This window comes from Desulfovibrio sp. Fe33, from assembly GCF_028532725.1.
Taxonomy (GTDB): Bacteria; Desulfobacterota; Desulfovibrionia; order Desulfovibrionales; family Desulfovibrionaceae; genus Pseudodesulfovibrio.
The window spans coordinates 249,488-272,633 of the sequence record NZ_JAQKGU010000001.1; the positions used below are offsets into that span (position 1 = coordinate 249,488).

The following is a 23,146-nucleotide window of genomic DNA, read 5'->3' on the forward strand; positions in this document are numbered from 1 at the left end:
TTTAAAGAACAAGTGTTCAAGTCTTGTCTTTCCCCGTGCGGGCGCGTTATGGCTTGGACAGGAATCCATTCGCCAAAGGAGTCTCCCGTGCAGAAAGAACTGCTCCTCGCCATCGGCGACGACCGCGCCGCCTCTTACAATCTCCGGTTTCTCAAGGATGTTTTCGAATCGTTCTGCGATCTCAAGCTGACCTTGTTCTATGCCGCGCCGCGTTCCGCCCTGTGGGACTTGCAGGACGCCGGGATGCCTCCCTCGGATGCGGCGGTGGAAGAGCTCGTGGCCCACAAGAAGGGCAAGGGCAAGAAGGCGTTGCAGGACGCCGAACGGTGGATCGCCGAAATAGCCGGATGCGACGGGGGCAACGTGCGCACCAAGGTCGTTCATTCGCGGAAGGGCACGGCCTGCGAACTGGTGGCCGAGGCGCGCGAAGGGATGTACGACGCCCTTGTTCTCGGCCGCAAGGGGTTCACCTGGTTTGAGGAGGTGTTCGAAAACTCCGTGTGCCATGAGCTTCTCTGGCAGGATATCGATTTTCCCATCTGGGTCTGCAAGCGTCCGTCCCAGCCGCCGCGCGGCAATGTTCTTCTCTGCCTGGACGGCTCGGACCCCTCCCTGCGCATGGCCGATCACGTCGGCTACATGCTCGCCGACGAGCCCCGCCACTCCTTCACGCTTTTCCACGTGGCCCAGAAGGGGTACGGCGACGCCAGGGCCGCGCGCATCTTCGACGAGGCGCTGGCTATCCTGGCCGAACACGGCGTGCCTGACGAGCGTATCGAGATAAAGATGGTCACCGGGAGCAACCCCGTGAAGGCCATTCTCAAGGAGGCGAGAGCGGGCCGATACGCCGCCGTGGCGGTGGGGCGGCGCGGCGTGGGCAGCCAAACCCGCATGGAGCATCTTTTCCCCAGCACCGTGTGCGTCAATCTTCTGCGCCAGTTGCAGGAGACCGCCCTGTGGATCAGCAAATAGGGAAGGCTGGAGCCGACGCTTCCGCATGGGAAAAAATGCGCCCCCGCCGGACCGTCCGGCGGGGGCGTTTCATGCAACAGGCGTAGCGAGAGTGTGAGATCGCCGCCGTTTAGTCGATGTCGATAAGAGCCTCGTAGACCTTGCCGACCATAGCGTCGTTGGGGGTCAGGGTCTTGCCGCCCGGGGTCCACTTGGCCGGGCAGACTTCCGCGGGGTGGTCGATGAGATAGGTGTTGGCCTCGACCTTGCGGACCAGCTCGTCGGCGTTGCGGCCCACGTTGTAGAAATTGATCTCGGAGGAGACCAGCACGCCGTCGGGATTGATGACGAAGGTGCCGCGCAGGGCCAGGCCGGTGTCGTAATCCCAGACGTCGAAGAAGCGGGAGACCTCGCCGGTGGGATCGGCGGCCATCTTGAACCTGACGTTTTCCAGCATCCGCTCGTCGGCTCTCCAGGCCATGTGGGTGAATTTGGTGTCCGTGGATACGGAGACCACCTCAGCGCCGAGTTTTTTCAGGTCTTCGTGGCGGGTGGCCAGGTCGGCGAGTTCGGTGGGGCAGACAAAGGTGAAGTCCGCCGGGTAGAAGAACAGGATGGTCCATTTGCCTTCCTTGCGCAGGGCGCCGAGATCGACCTCGGTGAAGCCGCCCTCGGCAGGATCGAAGGCCTCCATCTTGAATTCGGGCACGGGCTGGCCCACTTTGGCGAAATCAGGCATGGTGTCGTTGGTATCGAATTCATTGCTCATATTGACATTCCTCTCATTCTTTTGCGGGGCTTGATATTGTTGTAGGAATGATTACCGTTTTCAATAAACTAGATTCGTCCCGCGCCTGCGTCAAGAATTTTTTTGCCTTTTTCTCCGCTTGGCCCGGCGGGGCGGGGTAGTGTATACCGGGACTTCCCGCGGGGCCTCCAGGTTCGGGCGTCCTGCGCATGAACGACAAAACAAGAAAAAGAGAGCGCATATGACTTTCGGCTTCACCAAGATACGGGAAATGGAAATCGCGGAGCTGGCCAGCACCGCCGTGGTCTATCGCCACGACAAGACCGGGGCGCGCGTCCTGTCCATGATGAACGACGACGAGAACAAGGTCTTCGGCATTTCGTTCCGCACGCCGCCCGAGGATTCCACGGGCGTGGCGCACATCCTGGAGCATTCGGTTCTCTGCGGTTCGGACAAGTATCCGGTGAAGGAGCCGTTCGTGGAGCTGCTCAAGGGCTCGCTCCAGACCTTCCTGAACGCCCTGACCTTCCCGGACAAGACCTGTTACCCCGTGGCCTCGGCCAACGTGCAGGACTTCTACAACCTCATCGACGTCTATCTCGACGCGGTCTTTCATCCCCGGCTGACCGAGAACACCCTCAAGCAGGAGGGGTGGCACTACGAGCTGGAATCTCCCGATCGGGACATGACGTACAAGGGCGTGGTCTTCAACGAGATGAAGGGCGCGTATTCCTCGCCTGATTCCGTGCTCTATGAGCAGTCCCAGCACTCCCTGTTCCCGGACATCACCTACGGCCTGGATTCGGGCGGCGATCCGGCGGTCATCCCGGACCTGACCTTCGAGCGGTTCATGGCCTTCCATCGCGACCACTATCATCCGTCCAACGCCTACGCCTTCTTCTACGGCGACGACGACCCGGAAAAGCGGCTGGAGATTCTGGACAAGGTCTTCTCCGAATATGAACCCATCGACGTGGCCTCCACCCGCATCCCCCTTCAGGAGCGGTTCACCGAGGCCCGGGCGGTGCGCACAGGATATCCGGCATCGGACAGGCTGGCCAAGGGCATGTTCACGGTGAACTGGTTGCTGGCCGAGACCTCGGACGCCAACCTGAACCTGGCTCTGCACATCCTCGAGCACATCCTCATCGGCCTGCCCAGTTCGCCCCTCAAGAAGGCCCTGACCGATTCCGGCCTGGGCGATGACCTTGCGGGCGTGGGACTTGAGGCCGACATGCGCCAGATGTCCTTTTCCGTCGGTCTCAAGGGTATGCATCCGTCCAACGCCATCAAGGTGGAGTCCATCGTCTTCCACACCATCAAGGAGTTGGTGGAGAACGGCATCGACGCCCGCGACATAGAAGCCGCCGTGAATTCCGTGGAGTTTTCCCTGCGCGAGAACAACACCGGCTCGTATCCGCGCGGCCTGTCCCTCATGTTCCAGGCCCTGTCCACCTGGCTCTATGACGACGGCGAGGGCGAAGGCGACCCCCTGGCCCTGCTGCCCTTCGAGAAGCCGCTTGAAAACATCAAGACGTGGATCGCCAACGGCGACAAGATATTCGAGGAGCTGCTGGCCCGGCTGTTCCTGCACAACCCGCACCGCACGACCGTGCTCCTGGAGCCGGACCACAAGCTCGCCCGTACCCAGGCCAAGGCCGAATCCGACCGGCTCAAGGCGGCCAAGGAAGCCATGACCCCGGAGCAGATTCAGGCGGTCATGGACGAGGCTGCCGAACTCAAGCGGCTTCAGGGAGCGCCCGATTCGCCCGAAGCCCTCAGGACCATCCCCCGGCTTTCCGTGGCCGACCTGCCCGCCGAGAACCGGCCCATTCCCACCGAGGTCCGTGAGCTCAACGGCCGCAAGCTGCTTTTCCACGACCTGCCGACCAACGGCATAGCCTACCTCGACTTCGGTTTCGACCTGTCCGTCATTCCCGACGACCTGCTGCCCTATGCGGGCGTCTTCGGCCGGGGCCTGACCGAGTCCGGCACGGCCAAGCGCGATTATGTGGACCTGTCCCAGCGCATCGCCCGGACGTCCGGCGGCATCTGGGCTCAGCCCTTCGCCTCGCCCGTACGCGATTCGGCCGAGGCCGCGGCATGGCTGTTCCTGCGCACCAAGGCCACCGGCGACCGCATCGCGCCCACCTGCGGGATCGTCGCCGAAATCCTGACCTCGGCGCAGCTCGACAACAAGGAGCGCATCTCGCGCATCGTGGCCGAGGCCCGCGCCAGGGCCGAACAGCGGCTCGTGCCGTCCGGCCATATGGTCGTGGCAACCCGTCTGCGCGCCGGGACCCACGCGGCCCACGCCATGGACGAGGCCATGACCGGCCTGACCAATCTCCTGTTCCTCCGCGATCTGGAAAAGCGCGTCGAAGAGGACTTCCGGAATGTTGCCAAGGACCTGGAACGGTTCCGCCGACTGCTTCTCAACCGCGATACGTTGATCGTCAACGCCACCATGGACGCCGACCTCTTCACCCTGGCCGAGCCCGAGGCTGCCGCCGTCATCGACGCCCTGCCGGACAATGGCCCGGTCCGCGTCGAGCGCGTGCTTCCCGATCTCCCGGCCCGCGAAGGCCTCGCCATTCCGGCCCAGGTCAACTATGTGGGCAAGGGATGCGGCCTTGAGGGCGTTCAGCTCACCGGCGCGGCGCAGGTGGTCAACAAGCTCATCCGCACCGGCTACCTCTGGGAAAAGGTCCGGGTTCAGGGCGGTGCCTACGGCGCGTTCTGCATCATGGACCGTCTTGCCGGGGCGCTGGCCTTCGTCTCCTACCGCGACCCCAACGTCGCCGATACGGTCAAGGCCTTCGACGACCTGGCGGGTTATCTCGAAACCGTGCACATCGACGCCGACGAGCTGGAAAAGTCCATCATCGGCGCGATCGGCGAAATCGACGCCTATCAACTGCCCGATGCCAAGGGCTTCACCGCCATCGGACGTTATCTGACCAACCAGGACGACGAGTACCTGCAAACCGTTCGCGAGCAGGCTCTGGCCGCTTCCGAAGACGACTTCCGGCAACTTGGCGAAGCGGTGCGGGTCGTGGCCGAAAAGGGCCGCATCTGCGTGCTCGGCGACAGCCTCGCCATGGAGAACAGCGGTCTCGATCTGGTTATCAGGCAGGTGTTGTAGCGCGCCTCCGGCGGCCGGGGGAAGGGAGGGAAAAACCCTTTGAAAAGGGTTGTTTCCCTCCCTTCCCCCGGACCCCCATCCCTCTCTTTTCCCAAACTTTTTGTGTGCCTGCGGCAAGCGGGAAGGAAGGTCGTTGGAAACGTCGCGTTTGCGGCGTTTTTTTTTAGTTGGGGAGGGGTGCTGTTCGATAATTGGGGGAAAAGGGAAGGGGACCGGTGGGCAAGAGGAATGGGCGGGGTGGGTTTTGTTATTTTGCGAGATGCGCGCGCAGTGCGGCCAGAACCGCCGGGTGACGCGTGGTCTTGGCCATGGCGCAGGCCTTGCTGGCCAGTGCGTCGCGGTCGGCGAGGGTCCGCCCGACATTGGCGAGCAGGGTCTTGTAGCGGTCCGCCATGGGTGCGGACCCTGCCCTGCGCAGGACGCGTTCGCAGTCCCGGTAGGCGTCGGGCCCGGGACAGAGAAGGGTGCGGAGGTAGGCCACGGGCGCGGCCTCGGCCGGTCTTCCCTCGGTTTCGAGGCGGCGGACGAGGGTTTTATAGCCGGTGTCCCACAGGGGCTCGCGTTCGAGCAGATCGCGCAGGCGGGATTCGTTCGCGTCGCCGAACTCGTGGTCCAGTTCGCGGGCGCGGGATTCGGGAAGGCGGACGATGAGGTCGAGCCACGGGGTGAAACCCGGTTCGAACCCGTCCTCCAGAATCAGGCCGCAGAGGTCTTCCCCGACGTCGCGGCAACGGGACCGGAGCAGGCGGAGGTTGGCGGATTCGTGGTCGAAACGTCCCTCCGTGCCGTGGGCGCTGTGGTGGACCACGCTTTCCGGGATGACCGAGAAATGGCCGCCGCGGCGGTTGATGCGGCAGCAGAGGTCCACATCCTCCATGCCGTTGACGAAACCTTCGAAGAAACCGTTTTCGGCCCTGAAGAGCGGGGCGGGCATGAGCAGGGCCGCCGCCGTGACGACGCCGAGTTTGCGCCGTTTCATGACCGCCGGGTGGGTGCGGGGGAAATATTCGTAGAGGTGCCGGAACTCCATGTTCATGGAGGTCGCGATGCCCAGGTGCTGGACCCGGGCCGAACGCACGCCGCCGTCTTCCGGGAAAAGGAGCAGGGGGCCGACCCCGGCCAGCCTCGTGTCGGACTTGAGGGCGTCGAGCAGGGGCGGGAGCCAGTTCCCCGTGACCGTGGTGTCGTTGTTCAGAAAGAGGAGCAGGTCGGCGGAACTGGCCGCAGCGCCTGCGTTGCAGGCCTTGGCGAAGCCGAGGTTTTGGCTCAGCCGGTGGTGGACGAAGCGCTCGCCGAACAGCGTCCGTCCCAGGACTGGCGCGGCCTCGGCAGTGGCGTCGGTGGACCCGTTGTCGGCCAGGATGACCTGGAATCCGTCGCCGGGGGTATGCTCGGCCAGGGAGCGGAGGCAACTTTCGGTTAGGCTCCAGCCATTCCAGGCGGGGATGACGATGGACAGGGTGAACCGGGAGTCGGCCATATGCGGTTTAGCCCATTTCGGGCTCAGACTTCCAGGCGAAGAGCGGAGTGAGCGGCTTCATGTTGACGAAATCCACGCGCACGGCCACGAACGCGCCCAGAGCCGGGGGCAGGAGGCGGGCGTTGATCTGATTGGACATGCCGACGGGCTTCCAGGTCTTCATGGGACCGGCCAGGACCGAGCGGGCCAGGGTGGGCCGAAAGTCCGTGGCCTTGTGGATGAGGTCCTGCATCTCGCACCATGTGAACCAGTGCGCCTTGCTCAGGGAGGAGCCGGAGCCGCGGACGTTCATGCAGTAATACAGGGAATTCTTGTTCAGGAAGCCGACGAGCAGCCCCTTTTCGGCCACGCGGGCCGCTTCGACCAGCATGGCTTCCGGGTCCTCGGTGAATTCAAGCACGGACCAAACCAGGGCGTAGTCGAACTCGTTGTCGGAATAGCCCATGTGCTCGCCGCGGCCCACGCTCAACGTGGCCCGGTTGCCCAGCCGCTTGCGCGCTGCCCGGATCATTTCCTGCGACTTGTCGATGCCGGTCACGTCCAGGCCCATCTGATACAGCGGCTCCAGGAACAGCCCGGTGCCGCAGCCTATCTCCAGGAGCTTGCGCTTGCGCCGGGGCCATCCCGCCAGCATCGCCTGCAACAGTTGCACCTCCCGGTCCAGGGCGTAGCTCCCCTCCGGGGTGTCGAACCATGCTTCGTATCTGTCCGGGTCCCAGGTCATAACGGCGTCCTTGTTCGTTTCGTCCTTCCCTAAAAGTATGACCATCATGGCCCCCTCTGTAAATAGAGGGTTGGGGAAAGTTGAACGATACGAACAAAAGCGCGGCTTCGGCACCCGGGGGAAAATTCTCCCTCCGCCGGTCCTGCTGTCCGCGACTAGCTCCTTCCGCGCCGTCCTCCCGGCCCGTTGCCGAAGCCGCGCCCGCGTCCGAACCCGTTGCCTCGTCCGCCGCGCCCGCCTCGTCCGAAGCCGCGCCCGGGGCCGCCGGTCATGGGGTCTTCGCGGAGGGAGGCCACAAGCTTGCCGAGGATGATGCGCAACTGTTCGCGCTCCTCGTTGTCCAGGCAGTCGAATTGGCCGTCCATGCCGTCCCGGTCGGGACCGAGGTCTTTTGCCGCGTCCGTGGGGGAGATGATGAAGCTGCGCCGGTCGTCCTCGTTGCGTTCCCGGAGAATGAGCCCCCGGTCTTCGAGCTTGCGCAGCAGCTCGCTCAGGGAGGAGGAGCGCACGTCGAGGATTTCCAGCAGTTCGCCCTGGGGCATGGGGCCGTTTTCGAGCAACAGGGACAGGACCCGGTGCTGGGCGTGTTGCGCCTGGTCGAGGCCGTGGCAGGCCCGGGCCATAAGCCGGGAGGCCAGGCGGAAGAGCCCGGCCAGCTCGGCGTTGTTCACGGGTTTGGCGGGGGAGGTCATGCTAGCCCATCCTCGCCGCGTAGGCTTCTCCGCGCGGGCAGGCCGGAGCGCTCAGGGGGCAGTGCTGCTCGCACAGGGGGCAGACCCCTGCGCCGGGTCCGAAGCCGTCGGCGGGACCTTCGTTCATGGCTGACCTGAACGCGCCGCCCCGGCCGGGCTGGAACCTGTTCAGCCCCATGCCGCACGGCCCGCGTCCCATCCGGCCCTGGCCGAATCCCTGCGCGTAGCCCTGCCCGCCTTGGGTGAATCCCTGTCCGTAATTCTGTCCGCCGCCCTGTCTGAAGCCTTGCCCATAGCCTTGTCCATAGCCCGGTCCATAGCTCTGTCCGCCGAAGTCCTGCCCGGAACGTCGGAAGCCTTTGCCCCGCCTGTTGCCGAACCCTCCGCCGAATCCGCCGCCGAATCCGCCGCCGGGTCCGGCGCATCCGCGCTGGCCTCGGCCCTGTCCGCGGTTGCCTCGTCCATTGCCTCTGCCGCCGTCGAAATTGTTGTTCCAACCAAACATGGTCTGCTCCTTTGTTTGCGAGTGAGGCACCTGATTATGTAGGTACCTTCCTTTTACTCCCGAATATAGCGTCCCGTTCCGGCGTGTCAAGATGGAAAGGTACCTTCCTATTTTAAAAAGAAGGGGGTTAGACAGTGATTTCTAATGAGATCAGTTGGTTATGCGCAAAGAAAAAAAGCGCGGCACGCAGGTGCTTCCGAGGAAGAGGCTCAATCCGTTTGGATATTGTAGGCCTTGAGCTTGCGGTAGAGGGAGCTGCGTTCGAGTCCGATGGCCTTGGCGAGCTGGGATATGTTGCCGTCGAATTCTTTGAGCTTGGCTTCCAGGAAGCGGGCTTCGAAGTCGGCGCGGGCCTGCTTGAGGTCGGCCGGTCCCTGGTTGATGAGGTCGTCCAGGCCGGCGGATTCGGCGGCGGGGCGCGTATCCTGCGCCGGTGCGCCCGGGGCGGGCTTGAACTCGGGGGGCAGCCGGTCCGGGGTGACGGTTTCCCCCGCGTACATGATGAACATGCGCTCCACGAAATTTTTGAGTTCGCGGACGTTGCCCGGCCATGGGTACTGCTTGAGCACGGCGACGGCCTCGGGCGCGAAGGCGATGGGTTTGAACCCGTGCTGGCGGACCAGGGTGTTCACGAAGTCGTTGATGAGCAGGGGGATGTCCTCGACGCGGTCGCGCAGGGGCGGCAGTTCCAGGGGAAAGACCTTGAGGCGGTAGTAAAGGTCCTCGCGGAAGTTCCCGGCCTCGATTTCCCTGGCCAGGTCCTTGTTGGTGGCCGCGATGACGCGCACGTCCACCTTGATGGTCTTGCGTCCGCCCACATGTTCGAAGGCCTGCTCCTGAAGGATGCGCAGTATCTTGGCCTGGGTCTTGAGGCTCATGTCGCCGATCTCGTCCAGGAACAGGGTGGACCCGTCGGCCAGTTCGAACTTGCCTTCCTGGGCCTTGTTCGCGCCGGTGAAGGCCCCTTTTTCATGGCCGAACAGTTCGGATTCGATGAGTTCCTCGGGGATGGCCGCGCAGTTGACCGCCACCATGGGGCGCTCGGCCCGGGAGGACTGCTCGTGGATGGACCGGGCCACGATCTCCTTGCCGGTGCCGTTCTCGCCGGTGATGAGCACCCAGGATTCGGTGGGAGCGACGCGGCCGATAACCTCCCTGAGGGAGGAGATGGGCATGGACTCGCCGGTCAGGGTGACGGGCTGCTCCGAGGATATGCGCGTCTTGAGCGCCTGGTTTTCCTGGCGCAGCCGGGAGAATTCCAGCCCGTTGCGCGCCGAGACCACGACCTTTTCCAGGGAGAGCGGCTTTTCGATGAAGTCGAAGGCCCCCTCCTTCAACGCCTTGACCGCGGTTTCGATGGTCCCGTGGCCAGAGATCATTATCACGGGCAGCCCCTCGTAGTCGCGGGAGATGACCCCCAGGCATTCCAGGCCGTCCATGCCGGGCAGCCAGATGTCCAGGAATACCAGGTCCGGGATGTCGGTGCCGAGCAGCTCCAGGCCCTGTTCGCCGGAGTCGGCCTCCTCCACGGAAAAACCTTCGTCTTCGAGAATGCCGCGCAGGGAGAGGCGGATGGACTCCTCGTCGTCGATAATCAGGATCTTTGCGGCCATGGCTGCTCCCTTGCAAGGTGGTGGGGACGCGGTTGCGCCTTCCCGAGTATAGATGACCCGGCCCGATGATTCAAGCCGGTCCCGGCGTTACACGGGGGATGTCGGAAAATCCCAGGTCTTTTTTCCGAGCCAGTTGTAGGAGCGTTTGCCGTGGACCATGTCGCCGAGCGGGCCCGCGCCGAGTTTGATGAACCGGCTGATGACCCCGGCCCCGAACCATCTCATGGCCCGGAAAAGACACCAGCGCAGCCTGTCGGACCCGTTGAGTTCGGGAAGGATCATGCGGTGAAGCCTTTCGCTGTAGGCGGCGCTGGCGTCGCCGCCGTCGGCGAGCGCGTCGGCCACGGCCCGGCCCGCATACATGCCCGTACACATGGCGTAGAAGATGCCTTCGCCGAAGAGCGGCTCCACGAACCCGCCCGCGTCTCCCGCGAGCAGGGCGCGGCCGTGCGCCGGATCGTGAAGGTAGCTGCCGTAGGGCAGGGGATGGCCCCGCTGGCAGGAAAGCGCGGCCGGGGCCACGCCGAGCGCGTCGAGGTAGGCCCGGAACAGTTTGGCGAAGTGGGTGTCCCGGTCGCGCAGCCCGCAGATGCCCAGGAGCACGTTTTCGCCGTTGGGAAAGACCCAGCCGTAACCCGCGTCCAGAAAGCCGATGTACAGGATCGGGGCGTTCACCCGGACCGGGAAGTCCCGGGCCGAAATCTTGACTTCGATGGTCGCGGCCGTGAGCCGCCGCATACGCCGCTGGTCCACCTCCGGGAAGGAGGCGCGCACCACGGAGTGCGCCCCGTCAGCTCCGATGACGTATTTTCCCCGGAAGGTCTCGCCGTTCATGAGGAGCACTTCGCCGCTGTCCGGGTTGCAGCCCGCCACTTCGGCCTCCTCGACCACCGTGGCTCCGGCGCGGCGCGCGTGTTCCAGCAGCCTTGCGTCCAGCGCGGTCCGGTCGATGAAGTGGAACGGGTAGGACAGCTTCCCGTCGGCCAGGTCGGCGGAGAAGGTGCGGATGGAGTATCGGTCCGACACGTGCCGGAGGATTCCGGCCTCGTCCAGCGACCGGGGCGTCTCGCCGAACAGGGCGTTCAGGATCTGCACGGACTTCCACGTGAGCAGCCCGCCGCAGAGTTTGGAGCGGGGGAAGGCCGCCTTGTCGAAAACCGCCACGGTGCGGCCCTGCCGGGCCAGTGTCAGGGCCGCTGCGCTGCCCGCCAGAGAGCCGCCGCAGACGATGGTGTCGTAGGTCTTGTTCATGTCGTTCGCGTACCCGGAAGGGCGATCACATGGTATTAATCATGGATGAGGGGGTGCGCCCCTCCTGCTTCATCTTCTGGTAGGCGCGCAGGTCCTTGTCCAGCTTGTTCAGCAGGGCGGCCACCAGGTCGCGCCGCTGGGCGCGGCGGGCCGGGGTGGAAAAGGTGAACCCGTCGGCCAGGGCCACGTGAAGCTCGTAGACGATGTCGGTTCCGGGTGCGATCTCCCGGTAGCTGTCCTGGGGAGAGGCGCTGATCTTGACCTCCCGGAAGATGGAGTTGCGCGCGTCGATGTATTTCAGGATGCGCGCTATCTCCCGCTCGGAGTAGTCTCTTTCTCCCAGCCCACCGGCAAACTTGAGCTTCTTGGCGGCGGTATTGGAAAACACGGATTCGCCCTTGCGGACGATGTCGAGGTTGAAGAAGACGTAGATGACGGCCGCCGCGGCCAGGATCAGGAGGATGTTCCTGGTCCATTCGGTCGATTTGTCGCGCCGTCGCTTCCCGTTCATGCGTTCCCCCCTGCAAAGCCGTGTTTCGCGTGAAACGGTATACTATGAAATCCAGGAAGAAAAAAGTCTTGCGTGCGTCGAGAAGCCGGAGAAGCCCGGTCGCCTTGACAAAAACATGGGCCGGGGCCAAATTCCACAGTGGTGAAACCATGACCGAACCTATGGAGAACAGCAAGATAGCCGCCCTGGTGGAGTTGGGCATCCTGTGCCGAGGGGAGCAGGTGCCTCCGGCTGGTTCCGGTCATGCCGATCCCGGCCCGCACCGTTTTTCGGATCATGTCCAGTTGTGCCGTTTCGAGAATCCCGCCTTCCGCCGCCCGTTCGGCGACCGTTCGAGGGAGGCCTTCGCCCCCCTGCCGCCGGACACGACCATGGAGTCGGCCGTCAAGGCCACCCGTCTGGTTGTTCTGCTCGGGGCGGCCGATTCTTCCGAGCTGCGCATGGCGCTGGCCTTCAGGGGCGCCGTGGTGGTCATCTTCGAGCCGGACGAGCGCGTGCTCATCCAATTCCTGGAACGGTTTAAGCTGGCCGGACTGAACCGGCCCAATCTTTTTTGTTTCACCGGCGATCCGCGTTCCTTCAATCCGCCTCTCCATGAATTGTTGCCCGGCGACATGTTCCGCATGGGCGTTCCGGCCTTCTTCCTGACGGAGCGGGTCCGCGAGCTTTACGGCGACTGGGCGCGCCGGGTCGTCGAATATCTGGAAACCCTCCACTACCGCCACGCCATTTACGGCCTGTCCGGCCAGTCCCTGTCCCGTTCCCGCCCCCTGAGGAACATTCATCGGGGGCTTTTGTACGACCAGCAGGTTCATATCTATGAAAACGTGCCCGATTATCTGAGCGCGTCGTCCATCTCTGCGCTGCGCAAGGGGCTATGCGGGGTCGATGCGGTCCTGGTGGCCGCGGGGCCGGACCTGCCCGCCCGGTTCGACTATCTCCGGCGCGTCCGGGACCGGGCCGCGATCATCTGCGTGAACAACGCGGTCAAGCCGTTGGTCGAGGCCGGTATCAAGCCGCATTTCGTCGTCATCAACGATACCTCCATCGCCTCGGGACAGGTCTTCAGGCACATCCCGAAGCTGCCCGAGACCATTCTGGTGGGCCACAGCCTTTCCGACCTGGGCGGCGACAGGTTCCGCCGGAAATACCTGTTCGGCTCGTTTCTGCCGCAACTCTTCGGCCCTCGGGATGACTTGCGCCTGCACGGCTCGGTCATATCCACGGCCTTTTCCCTGGCGAGGCATCTCGGCTGCGCGCGTTGCGTGTTCATCGGGGCTCAACTGGCCTCGGATAATCCCTGGGGCCTGGGCTATTCCAAGGGAACGCTGAAAGACGAGGTCGAGGCGGGCGGGCGGCCGCTGACCGGAGAATTTCCCCAACTCGTGCCCGTGGACACGCCCTTCGGGGAACGGCTCTACACCACCCTGAACTTCCTGGACGCCGCCTTGTGGCTGACCGAGGAAATCCGGGTGTCAGGAGTGCGTTGCGTGAACACCTCAAAGGCGAGCATCCTCTATGGCGAGGGCATCGAGTACGAGGAGGAGCCGGAGCCGCAGGGCGCGCCGCCGTCCATGAAGGATTTCTTCCGGGTGGAGCCGCCCCGTGTGGACCGCGAGGGCGCGGTCCGCTGGCTGCGCGGCGAGATCAGGCTGTGGTCCAGCGTGCGGGAAGCCGCCCGGGCCTTGCTGGCCGACGACAGCCCGGCCATGACGGCCAAGGGCATGGCCATCCTCGACCAACTGGACGCCAACAACGTCACCTATCTGACGGAACGCCGCGACGGGTTTCGGAACGATCTGTTCTACCGGTTGGTTTTCGAGGGGGACGAGGCGGACCGGCGCAAGGGGCTGCGTCTCTACTTCCGCAATGTCTTCGCCATGAGCGGCGAGTTCCTCGGCCTGTTGCGGCAGGCTCTCGAATCAGTCTAAAGGTCGCGGCGGCAGGCCAGCGGCATACGCCAGCCCGTGCCGAAGGAGCGCGGGGTGAGTTTTATGCCGGGCGCGGCCTGGCGGCGTTTGAACTCGGCGATCCGCACCAGGTTGAGGACCTTGTTCACCGTTTCCTCGTCATAGCCTTCGGCGATGATCTCCCGACGGGACTTCTGGTGTTCGACGTGCAGGGCCAGGATGCCGTCCAGCACCGCGTAGTCGGGCAGGGAGTCCTGGTCCTTCTGGTCCGGCTTGAGCTCGGCGGACGGCGGCTTGGTGATGATCGCACCGGGGATGTGCGGGGCCACCTCGGCGTTGTACCATCTGGCCAGGTTGAATACCCCGGTCTTGTCCACGTCGGAGATGACCGCGAATCCGCCGGACATGTCTCCGTAAATGGTGCAGTATCCCACGGCCAGTTCGGACTTGTTGCCCGTGGTCAGGAGCAGGGCGCGGAACTTGTTGGACAGGGCCATGAGCAGGTTGCCCCGGATTCGCGACTGGATGTTCTCTTCGGTCGTGTCCTCCCCATACCCCGCGAACGGTCCGGCCAGGGTCTCGTCGAACGCCCGCATGATGGGCTCGATGGGCAGGGTCAGGGTCTTCACCCCGAGATTTTTCGCCAGTTCCAGCGAGTCGTCGATGGAGCCCCGGCTTGAATAGGGCGAGGGCATGAGCACGCAGGTCACGTTTTCCGCGCCCAGGGCTTCGGCGGCGACCACTGCGGTCACGGCCGAGTCGATGCCGCCGGAAAGCCCCACCAGGGCGGTGGAGAAGCAGCTCTTGCGCACATAGTCGCGGGTGCCCATGACCAGGGCGCGCCAGGTCTCGGCCTCGCGGCGGAAATCGTCTTTAGAAACGGTGTTGGCCGACGGATCGGCGGTGTCCACGAGGAGCACGTCCTCCTCGAATCCGGCGGCCCGGGCCAGGAGCGCGCCGTCCGGGGCGAAGGCGCAGGACCGGCCGTCGAAGACCAGGTCGTCGTCGCCGCCCGTCTGGTTGGCGTAGATCAGGGGCACGGCGTATTTGCGGGCCACCGCGCCGAGCATGTCCTCGCGGAGCTGCTGCTTGCCCAGGAAAAGGGGCGAGGCGGACAGGTTGAGGATGACGTCGGGCGCGCCTGCGGCCGCTTCCTCAAGGGGGTCGCGGGCGTAGGTGCGGGCGTCCCAGTAGTCCTTGTCGTTCCAGGCGTCCTCGCAGATGGTCACGGCCAGGGTCAGGCCGTTGTGCCGGATGAGATTGGCCTCCGGGTCTCCTGCTGGCGCGGGCTCGAAATAGCGCGCCTCGTCGAATACGTCGTAGGTGGGCAGGAGGGTCTTGCGAACCGTCTGCCTGATCGTGCCGCCTTCGCACCACAGGGCGCAGTTGAAGACTGGCTTGCCCTGGCCCGTGCGGTTGCGCTCCACCGATCCGAGGAGCAGGGGGGGGCAGTCCCGCAGCTCCGCGGCCAGCTTGTCGGCCCGTTCGCGGGCGCGGTCCACGAATCCTCCGTAGAGCAGAAGGTCGCGCGGCGGATAGCCGGTCAGGGCCAGTTCCGAGGTCAGGCAGATTTCCGCGCCGAGGTCCTTCGCGCTTCGCGCTGCGGCCAGGATTTTGACGGCGTTGCCGTCGATGTCGCCGACAATGGGATTGAGTTGCAGGACGCCTATTTTCATGGGGCCGTGATACGCCAAAGCCGGACTCCGGGCAACCGTTTACCGGCCGGGAGCGCGGGTAACCAGTGGTCTGCCGGACGGTTGTGGTGTACGGTGCGGCCATGCCTGAGCCGCTTGTCTTCGCCCACCCCGAGCCCGCGCCCGCGTCCACGCGGGTCTGGCCCGTGTTCCTGCCCTTTGCGGGCTGCCCGCACCGCTGCCTGTTCTGCGCCCAGGACCGCCAGACCGGCCGGGACGGCGCGGCCCTGTCCCGGGTCCTGTCCGAGCTCGATCGCGACCTGGACGCGGCTCTGGCCGCCGGACGCGGTCCCTACGAACTCGCCTTCTACGGCGGGACCTTCACGGCCCTGCCCGCGCCGTGGCCGGAAACCTTTCTCGCCCTGGCCGCCCGGTACAGGGAACGCGGCCTGATTACCCGCGTGCGCTGCTCCACCCGGCCCGACTGCACGGCTCCCGACGTTCTCGACCGCTGCCGCGCCCTGGGGCTCGACCTGGTGGAGCTGGGCATTCAGTCCTTTGACGACGCGGCGCTTGCCGCCTCCGGCCGGGGCTATGACGGCGACGCGGCCCGGCGCGGGTGCGAGCGGGTCGCGGAGAGCGGGCTGGCTCTCGGCGTGCAGCTTCTGCCCGGCCTGCCCGGCGACCGCGAGGGACTCTTTCAGCAGGATGTTCGGGAGGCCGCCGCGTTTCGGCCCGAGACCGCCCGCCTCTATCCCTGCCTGGTCATCGAGGGCACGGCCCTGGCCGAGGTCTGGCGGCGGGGCGGCTATGTCCCCTGGACCGTGGACCGGGCCAAGGCCGAACTGGCCTCGGCGCTGCCGGTCCTGTGGGGGCGCGGCGTGCGGGTCATCCGTCTCGGCCTCGCGCCGGAGGGAACTTTGGCGGAATCCTTTCTGGCCGGACCGTGGCACCCGGCCCTGGGCCAGTCTGCCCGCTCCCTGGCTCTCCTCGGGATCATCCGGGAAAAGGCCGCCGCCCTGGGCCGCGCGCCTTCATCCCTGGTCGCGCCCCGCCGCTACCAGGGCGAGTTCTTCGGCCAGGCCAACGAGCTGGCCCCGGCCTATGCCGCCCTGGGGCTGCCCCGGACGGCTGTGCGTTTCGCCGATACGGAGTATTTTTCCCTGGCATGAGTGTTGCAAACTTCGCCGGGAATCGGTTACTCGCTGAACAATCGATTGCGGCCGTTTTGGCTTCCCAACGAAGCGGAGCGCTCAATACATCGGGAAAACAGGTAAAATTTGCCCTTGGGGGCAAAGGTGCAGCCACACGCTGAAGTGGGGAGTCAGATGTCAAATTCACAGAAGGTCCTGGTCGTCGGCGCCGGTTACTGGGGTAAGAACCTCATCCGCAATTTCCATGCCCTGGGCGCGCTCGCCTGCATCTGCGACAACAACGAGGTCACCCTGGCTGCGTTCCGCAAGCAGTATCCGGGAGTGGAGACCTGTACGGACCTGGCCGAGGGCCTGGCCCGCGAAGATGTAAACGGCGTGGTCATCGCCACCCCGGCCGAGATGCACTACAAGCAGGCCAAGGCGGCGCTTTTGGCCGGCCGGCACGTCTATGTGGAGAAACCGCTGGTTCTGAACGAGGACCACGCCCGGGAGCTGATCCATCTGGCCGAGAGCCGCAACCGGGTGCTGATGGTCGGCCACCTGCTGCAATACCACCCGGCGTTTCTGGCCATCAAGGCCCTGGCCGCGGCGGGCGACCTGGGGCGGATCAATTATATCTGCTCCCATCGCCTCAACCTGGGCAAGATCCGGCGCGAGGAGAACATCCTCTGGTCCTTCGCCCCCCACGACATCTCCATGATCCTCTCCCTGGCGGGCGAGGAGCCCGAGTCGGTCATGGCCGTGGGAGCCAACTACCTGCATGAGCACATCGCGGACGTGACCACCACCCACCTGGAATTTCCCTCGGGCCTCAAGGCGCACATATTCGTCTCCTGGCTGCACCCCTTCAAGGAGCAAAAGCTCGTCGTGGTCGGCGAGAAGAAGATGGCCGTGTTCGACGACACCAAGCCGTGGCCCGAGAAGCTGGTTCTCTATCCCCACGAGGTGCGCTGGGAGAACAACACCCCGATTCCCCACAAGGCCAACGGATTCCCGGTGAAGCTGTCGGACTCCGAGCCCCTCAAGCTCGAGTGCGAGCATTTCCTGGAGTGCCTGGAGAACGGTCTGACCCCGAACACCGACGGGCAGGAGGGATTGCGCGTGCTCAAGGTGCTCAACGCCAGCCAGCGTTCCCTGGATCGCCACGGCGGTCTGGTCAGCATGGGCGCGAAGACCGGCGATGACGCTCCCGAGAGCGAACCCTTCGTGCACGAGACGGCGGTGGTGGACGACAACGTGAGGCTCGGCCCGGGCACCAGGGTCTGGCATTTTTCTCACATCATGCCCGGCTCGGTGATCGGCCGGAAGGTCAACGTGGGCCAGAACGTCAGCGTGGGGCCCAATGTGAGCATCGGCGACGGCTGCAAGATTCAGAACAACGTCTCGGTCTACTCGGGCGTGACCCTGGAGGAGAACGTCTTCTGCGGGCCGTCCATGGTCTTCACCAACGTCTTTAATCCGCGCGCCGACATCAGCCGCATGAGCCAGGCCCGGCCCACCCGCGTGGGCAGGGGGGCGACCCTCGGGGCCAACTGCGTCATCGTCTGCGGCAACGACATCGGTCCCTACGCCCTGGTCGGCGCGGGCGCGGTGGTCACGCGGCCGGTCCCGGCCCACGCCCTGGTCAGGGGCAACCCGGCCCGGTTCGCCGGATGGGTCTGCGACTGCGGCGTGAAGCTTGAGGACAACCATTGCCCCGAGTGCGGCAAGCGGTACGACTTTCCCGAAACCCCCGAGGCGTGACCGGGAGGGAATGGGCATGATTCCCTTCATCGATTTCAAGGCGCGGCGCGTCCGCATCAAAGCTGAAGCGCGCGCGGCCCGGCCGGAGCGGAAGGCGTAGGCGGACCGCATGGACGCGCTCAAGCTCGTGACCGTGGTGGGGGCCCGCCCCCAGTTCATCAAGGGAGCCGCCTTGTCCCGCGCGTTCGCCGCGCACAACGCGGCGGGCCGGGGACCCGGAATCTCCGAGTTCCTGGTGCACACCGGCCAGCACTACGATCACGCCATGAGCCAGGCCTTTTTCGACGAGCTGGAGATAGCCGAACCGGACGTGAATCTCGGCGTGGGCTCCGGCCCGCACGGGTCGCAGACCGCGCGTATGCTCGAAGGGCTGGAGCGGGTCCTGGCCGAGCGCCGCCCGGACGCGGTGGTGGTCTACGGCGACACAAACTCCACCCTGGCGGGTGCGCTGGCCGCGGCCAAGCTGCGTCTCCCGGTGGTCCATGTGGAGGCCGGGCTGCGAAGCTTCGACAAGGCCATGCCGGAGGAGATCAACCGCGTCCTGACCGATCATCTTTCGACGTTGCTCTTCTGTCCCACGCGAACCGCCGTGGAGAACCTGCGGCGCGAGTCCCTGGCCGGGGGCGTGTCCCTGGCGGGCGACGTCATGTACGACTCCATTCTGTACTACCGGGAGCGGGCCATGGCGGGGGAAGCGCCCTTGTCCGGCCTTGCGCCGGGTGAGTATCTCCTGGCCACGGTGCACCGCGCGGCCAACACCGGCGGGCGCGAGCGGCTGGGGGCCATCCTGGCCGGCCTGGGCGACATGGCCCGGACCGCGCCCGTGGTGCTGGTTCTGCACCCGCGCACCAGGGGGGCCATGGAGTCGTTCGGCCTGGCCGCGCCGGACGGTGTGCGGGTCGCGCCGCCCCTGCCATACCTGGCCATGGTCCGGCTCCAGGCCGAGGCCATGGGCGTGGTCACGGACAGCGGCGGTATGCAGAAGGAAGCGTTTTTCCTGGGCAGGCCGTGCCTGACCCTGCGCGGGGAGACCGAGTGGCCCGAGACCGTGGAGCTTGGGGCCAACACCCTGGCCGGGGCGGACCGCGAGGCCATGGCTGGGTGGCTCGAATCCCTGGCCCGGGGGGAGAGGGCGGTTCCCGTGGACGCCCGTCCCTACGGCGACGGGCGGGCGGCCGAACGCATGGTCGAAATTCTGGTCAATCATTTCCGCCGGGGCTGATCCCGGTTCAGGCGCGAGGCGAAGTTTCATGAAGCGCATTTCGGTGGTCATTCCCAGCTACAACCACGCCCCCTATGTCGAGGCCTGTCTGGACTCGGTCTATTTCCAGGATTACGAAGACCTGGAGATGATTATCGTGGACGACTGCTCCACGGACGGGTCCGGGGATATCATCCGCAACTGGATGGACGGCCTGGACCGGGACATGACCTCCCACGCGGTCCGCTACGACGCGGAGGCCGACGCCATCCTGCGGCGAGAGCACAAGCGGTACGGGCGCGGCCGAACGGTGGTGTATTTGCAAAACCCGGAGAACCGGGGCTCCACGGCCACCTATAACCGGGGCTTTCGGGCGGCCACGGGCGAATACTGCGCCTTTGTGGTCTCGGACGACATCTGCCACCCGCAGATGTTTTCCACCCTGGCCGCGCCGTTGGACGCGGACGAGGCGGATTTCGTCTACTCGGACCTGTTCATCGTGGACGACGCCATGCGCGTTCAGCGCGAATTCCGGTTGCCGGACTACGACTTCGACACCTGTTTCTGCGACTGGTATCTGTGCGGGGTGGCCACCCTGTACCGCCGCTCCCTGCACGAGCGGTTCGGGTACTATGACGAGACGGCCATGGCCGACGACCATGAGTGTTACCTGCGATTCGCCATGAACGGGGCGCGCTTCAAACACGTGCCCAAGACCCTGTACTCGGCCCGGACCCACGACCACCGCCAGGTGGGGCTGCACGGCTCCGAGAGGTTCAACGCCCTGTTGGAGCACTCCAAGTCGCTTTGTCTCGAGGCGAGGCGGTGGCGGGAGGAAAACCGATGAGCGGCGGAACAGACGGATGGGCGGCCGGACCGCAGGCGGTCCTGACCTTTGACACGGACTGGGCGCCCCAGTTCATGGTCGACCGTTGCCTGGACATTCTCTCGGAAGGCGGGGCCGGAGCCACGTTCTTCTGTACCGGGCCGTATGATTTCCGGGGCTTGGATCGGATCGAGACGGCCCTGCATCCGAACTTCCTGCCGGATTCTACCCAGGGCGCGGACCCGGAATCCGTCGTCTCCTGGCTCAAGTCGCTGTATCCTGAAGCCATCGGTACCCGTTCACACCGTTATTTCTGGCATGTGGGGCTTCGGCCGGTGCTCCTGCGCCACGGCCTGCGCTACGACTGTTCGCAGATCATGCCCGGCCAGTCGCATCTGGGGCTGGCCGAACACCTGGGCCTCAAGCGCGGGGCCACCTGGTGGAGCGACAACATGCACCTGCGCCACGGGCTCGACCCGGCCTTCTTCGACCCGCCCGGCCTGACCGCGCCCGGGCTCAAGATTCTCGACATCCATCCCGTCCATGTCTGCCTGAATACGCCGGACCCGGACTGGTTCCGCGCGACCATGGCCGGATTGCCGCCGCTCCTGGAGCTGACGGAGGAAATCGTCGCGCCTCTGCGCCACCCCGGCGCGGGCATAGGCACATGGCTCGAACAGGCGGTCCGGCGCATCCCCGAAATTCAGGACGGATTCGCGACGCTGGGCGAACTGGTCGGCTAGCTCCGCACAAAGGCCGTTTTCGCGGTCTGGATTCGATTGTTCCGCTTTCAGCGGGCGGAAGGTCGCGTGCGCCCGTCCCGTTGCGGCCGGGTCGCGCGTCCTTTAGGAGCTACTCCACCACGGGAACCTTTCTCGGGGAGCCGAAGTCGGCGTCCTCGGGCATGAGCACCCACGGGCCTTCCTCTTTCAAGTGGGAGATGTCCCAGCGCGGGATGTCGTTCAACCGTTCCCCCGCGTTGGCGGGCAGCAGCCCGGCAGCCAGCAGACGGTGCAGGTCCGTGTCCGGGTGCGCGCCGTGACGGAGCAGGATTTCCAGGTTGCGCTTGGGCAGGTAGCCGGGCATTGGCTCGCCCTCGGGAATGGTCCCCCGGTCCGTGAAAAGTGTGGGGTAGAGGTCGCACCGTCCTTGCCGGTCCCGTTCGACGGCGTCGAGCATGTACTGGGCGATGGACGGCGGCGAGGAATAGCCCGCGTCGATGTAGGCCCGGCCCATCTCGGCCAGGTCCGTGCGGAAGCGCACGTCCGTGACCACCTTACGCACGGCGTTCTTGAAATTGCGCTTGTCGATGTTCAGCACCGGCCGGTTGCGCGGCAGGGGCGAGGATATCCCGTCGTGGCCGCCGAGCACGGCGCATCCTCCGGCCATGCCCTCGAAGGCGAACAACCCGGAGCCGCAGGACAGCTCGTCGATGATTATGTCCGCCTCGGTAATAGCCCGGCAGACCTCGTGGTTGGGCACTTCCTGGAGAATCCGCAGCTCGAAGCGCAGTCCTTCGTCGGCCAACTCGTCGAGCATGGCCACGATGGCGTCGGTCTGCTTGTACAAGGTGCTGGACGGGGCGTGCAGGATGACCGGCACTGTCCGGCCCGGTATCTTGCATTGGATGTGGGAGACGTCGATGAGCGGGCCGGATTGGAAATAGGGGCGCAGCCCCAGGGTGTGGCTGGGCGGGCCGCTGAAGACCGCGTCCGCAAACCGTTCGGAGGTGCGCACGTTGTGCAGCTTGTTGGCCAGGGCGGGGTGGTAACGGCTCAGGGAGAGCAGGTCCGCCTCGGAGGCGCATTCGATCCTCGGGGTATCCACGTCGCTTTGGTAGTAGGGGTAGAACCGGTCGTAGTCGGTCCAGAATATCTTGGCCAGCTCGTAGTCGCGGACCTCGGTCCCGCAGTGCCGGGCAAGCACGGTCTTGCCCAGCCTCTTGAGGATGGGCAGGTCGGTCATCCGGGGGAGCAGTGAGGTGCCGGATACACAGATGAAGATATCGTAAGGCTCCACGAAATCGTAGAAGGACTGCGGCGGGCGGGCCTCCACCTCGCCGGATTCGTTGACCGGGTAGGTGGTCTCCTCCAAGAAGTCGACCTCGGACATGGTGTAGTCCAGGTCGGCGTAAAGACGGGACTTATGGTAGACCAGACTGTCCACCTGACAGCCCAGTTCCCGGAACCCCAGGGTCAGGTTGTAGGTGCTCCGGGCGATTTCCGCCGTGCCGATGAGGATGCGTTGGCTCATGTGGGGGGTCCTGTGAGGGAGGCTTATTTGGTGGCCACGACCTCGTAGCAGCAGGTCAGGCCGTGGTATTCGCCGGGGAAGAAGCTGACCGGCGGGTGCGCGCCTCCGGACAGGTCTATGCGTCCCTCGTCCTCCATGGCCGTGACCGTGAAGCCGAGGGATTCAAGATGGCTGCGCATTTCATCCTGTTCGATGACGATCTGGCCCATTTCCGGCGCTTTGCCGGTCTTCTCGTACTCCAGGGTGTTTTGCAGGGTCAGGGCGGTGAAAAAGCGGGGTGAGCGGTGCACGGTCTTGTGCGGCTCCTCCACCCATTGCTGGATGAAGTAGCCCAGCCCGTTGGCCGTGAAGTAGACCCGTCCGCCGGGCTTGAGCACCCGGTATATCTCGGCGAGGCTCTGCTTCCATGGAGTGCAGGGCAGGGAGACGTAGCAGAACACGCCGTCGAAGGTGTCGGCCTCGAAGGGTAAGGATTCGAGCCGCGACTGCACGGCCTTGATGTTGTCCGCGCCCAGGTCGTCGGCCATGGCGTTGACGATGTCCGCGCGCACCTGGGCGATGTCGCAGCCGTCCACCCGGCGGTTCAGTTCCGCCAGGCGCAAGGTCCACTGTCCGAAGCCGCAGCAGGCGTCCAGGACGCGGTCCAGCCCGGTGAAGCCGATGGCCTTGAGCCGGTCGCCGTAGCGGGACAGGGGCGGGGTGTAGACCCGTTCGAACAGGGCCTGGTCGCGCGGGTTGAGACGGTCGGCGAATTCCCGGAGGCAGCGGGCCACGCTCCGGGCCGTGGCGTCATCGTTGGTCATGG

General features: G+C 65.2%; 19 protein-coding genes. 8 read left to right on the forward strand and 11 right to left on the reverse strand.

Features of this window, described 5'->3' with window-relative positions; translation table 11 throughout:
• The first annotated feature begins 87 nt into the window (after window positions 1–87).
• Window positions 88–972, forward strand: coding sequence for a universal stress protein (locus PSN43_RS01245; RefSeq protein ID WP_272698894.1), 885 nt, complete (start codon window positions 88–90; stop codon window positions 970–972).
• 109 nt (window positions 973–1,081) lie between these two features.
• On the opposite strand, the gene PSN43_RS01250 is transcribed toward PSN43_RS01245, so the two are convergent.
• On the reverse strand, window positions 1,082–1,720 hold the full coding sequence (locus tag PSN43_RS01250) for a peroxiredoxin (protein ID WP_272698895.1): 639 nt from the start codon (window positions 1,718–1,720) through the stop codon (window positions 1,082–1,084).
• A 220-nt stretch (window positions 1,721–1,940) separates the two neighbouring features.
• Here PSN43_RS01250 and PSN43_RS01255 point away from each other — a divergent pair, with 220 nt between their 5' ends.
• On the forward strand, window positions 1,941–4,844 hold the full coding sequence (locus PSN43_RS01255) for an insulinase family protein (RefSeq protein ID WP_272698896.1): 2,904 nt from the start codon (window positions 1,941–1,943) through the stop codon (window positions 4,842–4,844).
• A 247-nt stretch (window positions 4,845–5,091) separates the two neighbouring features.
• Here the strand turns inward: PSN43_RS01255 and PSN43_RS01260 are convergent, their stop codons facing one another.
• The 7 genes from PSN43_RS01260 to PSN43_RS01290 all read right to left on the reverse strand — a co-directional run bounded on the left by PSN43_RS01260 (window position 5,092) and on the right by PSN43_RS01290 (window position 11,620).
• Window positions 5,092–6,324 carry a glycosyltransferase gene (locus PSN43_RS01260; protein ID WP_272698897.1) on the reverse strand — a complete coding sequence of 411 codons (1,233 nt, stop codon included), beginning with the start codon at window positions 6,322–6,324 and terminating at the stop codon, window positions 5,092–5,094.
• Between the two features lie 7 nt (window positions 6,325–6,331).
• The gene (locus PSN43_RS01265; RefSeq protein WP_272698898.1) at window positions 6,332–7,096 is read right to left on the reverse strand and encodes a class I SAM-dependent methyltransferase; all 765 of its coding nucleotides are present in this window, start codon (window positions 7,094–7,096) and stop codon (window positions 6,332–6,334) included.
• A gap of 107 nt (window positions 7,097–7,203) precedes the next feature.
• Complete coding sequence (locus PSN43_RS01270) at window positions 7,204–7,740, reverse strand: MarR family winged helix-turn-helix transcriptional regulator (protein ID WP_272698899.1); 537 nt, start codon at window positions 7,738–7,740, stop codon at window positions 7,204–7,206.
• A 1-nt stretch (window position 7,741) separates the two neighbouring features.
• Entirely contained in the window at window positions 7,742–8,245 is a 504-nt protein-coding gene (locus tag PSN43_RS01275; RefSeq protein ID WP_272698900.1) for a hypothetical protein, read from the reverse strand.
• 209 nt (window positions 8,246–8,454) lie between these two features.
• Window positions 8,455–9,858 (reverse strand): sigma-54-dependent transcriptional regulator, encoded by a 1,404-nt coding sequence (locus PSN43_RS01280; protein WP_272698901.1) that lies wholly within the window; start codon window positions 9,856–9,858, stop codon window positions 8,455–8,457.
• A gap of 87 nt (window positions 9,859–9,945) precedes the next feature.
• Window positions 9,946–11,109, reverse strand: coding sequence for an NAD(P)/FAD-dependent oxidoreductase (locus PSN43_RS01285; protein WP_272698902.1), 1,164 nt, complete (start codon window positions 11,107–11,109; stop codon window positions 9,946–9,948).
• Between the two features lie 25 nt (window positions 11,110–11,134).
• Window positions 11,135–11,620, reverse strand: coding sequence for a hypothetical protein (locus tag PSN43_RS01290; RefSeq protein ID WP_272698903.1), 486 nt, complete (start codon window positions 11,618–11,620; stop codon window positions 11,135–11,137).
• Between the two features lie 149 nt (window positions 11,621–11,769).
• Between PSN43_RS01290 and PSN43_RS01295 the strand changes: the two genes are divergently transcribed.
• Window positions 11,770–13,551: a motility associated factor glycosyltransferase family protein gene (locus PSN43_RS01295; protein WP_272698904.1), complete on the forward strand. Its 1,782-nt coding sequence runs from the start codon at window positions 11,770–11,772 to the stop codon at window positions 13,549–13,551.
• Here PSN43_RS01295 and PSN43_RS01300 read toward each other — a convergent pair.
• Window positions 13,548–15,206: an NAD+ synthase gene (locus tag PSN43_RS01300; protein ID WP_272698905.1), complete on the reverse strand. Its 1,659-nt coding sequence runs from the start codon at window positions 15,204–15,206 to the stop codon at window positions 13,548–13,550. The two genes, PSN43_RS01295 and PSN43_RS01300, sit on opposite strands and share 4 nt — an antisense overlap.
• Window positions 15,207–15,307: 101 nt before the next feature.
• Here PSN43_RS01300 and PSN43_RS01305 point away from each other — a divergent pair, with 101 nt between their 5' ends.
• From PSN43_RS01305 to PSN43_RS01325, 5 genes are all read left to right on the forward strand, one after another.
• A complete protein-coding gene (locus PSN43_RS01305) occupies window positions 15,308–16,336 on the forward strand; it encodes an elongator complex protein 3 (RefSeq protein WP_272698906.1) in 1,029 nt (342 codons plus the stop codon).
• Window positions 16,337–16,492: 156 nt separating this feature from the next.
• The gene (locus PSN43_RS01310; RefSeq protein ID WP_272698907.1) at window positions 16,493–18,061 is read left to right on the forward strand and encodes a Gfo/Idh/MocA family oxidoreductase; all 1,569 of its coding nucleotides are present in this window, start codon (window positions 16,493–16,495) and stop codon (window positions 18,059–18,061) included.
• 109 nt (window positions 18,062–18,170) lie between these two features.
• Entirely contained in the window at window positions 18,171–19,283 is a 1,113-nt protein-coding gene (gene wecB, locus PSN43_RS01315; protein ID WP_272698908.1) for a non-hydrolyzing UDP-N-acetylglucosamine 2-epimerase, read from the forward strand.
• A 28-nt stretch (window positions 19,284–19,311) separates the two neighbouring features.
• On the forward strand, window positions 19,312–20,109 hold the full coding sequence (locus PSN43_RS01320) for a glycosyltransferase family 2 protein (protein ID WP_272698909.1): 798 nt from the start codon (window positions 19,312–19,314) through the stop codon (window positions 20,107–20,109).
• Window positions 20,106–20,831 (forward strand): polysaccharide deacetylase WbmS family protein, encoded by a 726-nt coding sequence (locus tag PSN43_RS01325; RefSeq protein WP_272698910.1) that lies wholly within the window; start codon window positions 20,106–20,108, stop codon window positions 20,829–20,831. The genes PSN43_RS01320 and PSN43_RS01325 overlap by 4 nt, the downstream gene beginning before the upstream one ends.
• Before the next feature lie 109 nt (window positions 20,832–20,940).
• Here PSN43_RS01325 and PSN43_RS01330 read toward each other — a convergent pair whose 3' ends face one another.
• On the reverse strand, window positions 20,941–22,341 hold the full coding sequence (locus PSN43_RS01330; RefSeq protein ID WP_272698911.1) for a hypothetical protein: 1,401 nt from the start codon (window positions 22,339–22,341) through the stop codon (window positions 20,941–20,943).
• Between the two features lie 23 nt (window positions 22,342–22,364).
• Entirely contained in the window at window positions 22,365–23,144 is a 780-nt protein-coding gene (locus tag PSN43_RS01335; protein ID WP_272698912.1) for a class I SAM-dependent methyltransferase, read from the reverse strand.
• Window positions 23,145–23,146: the final 2 nt, after the last annotated feature.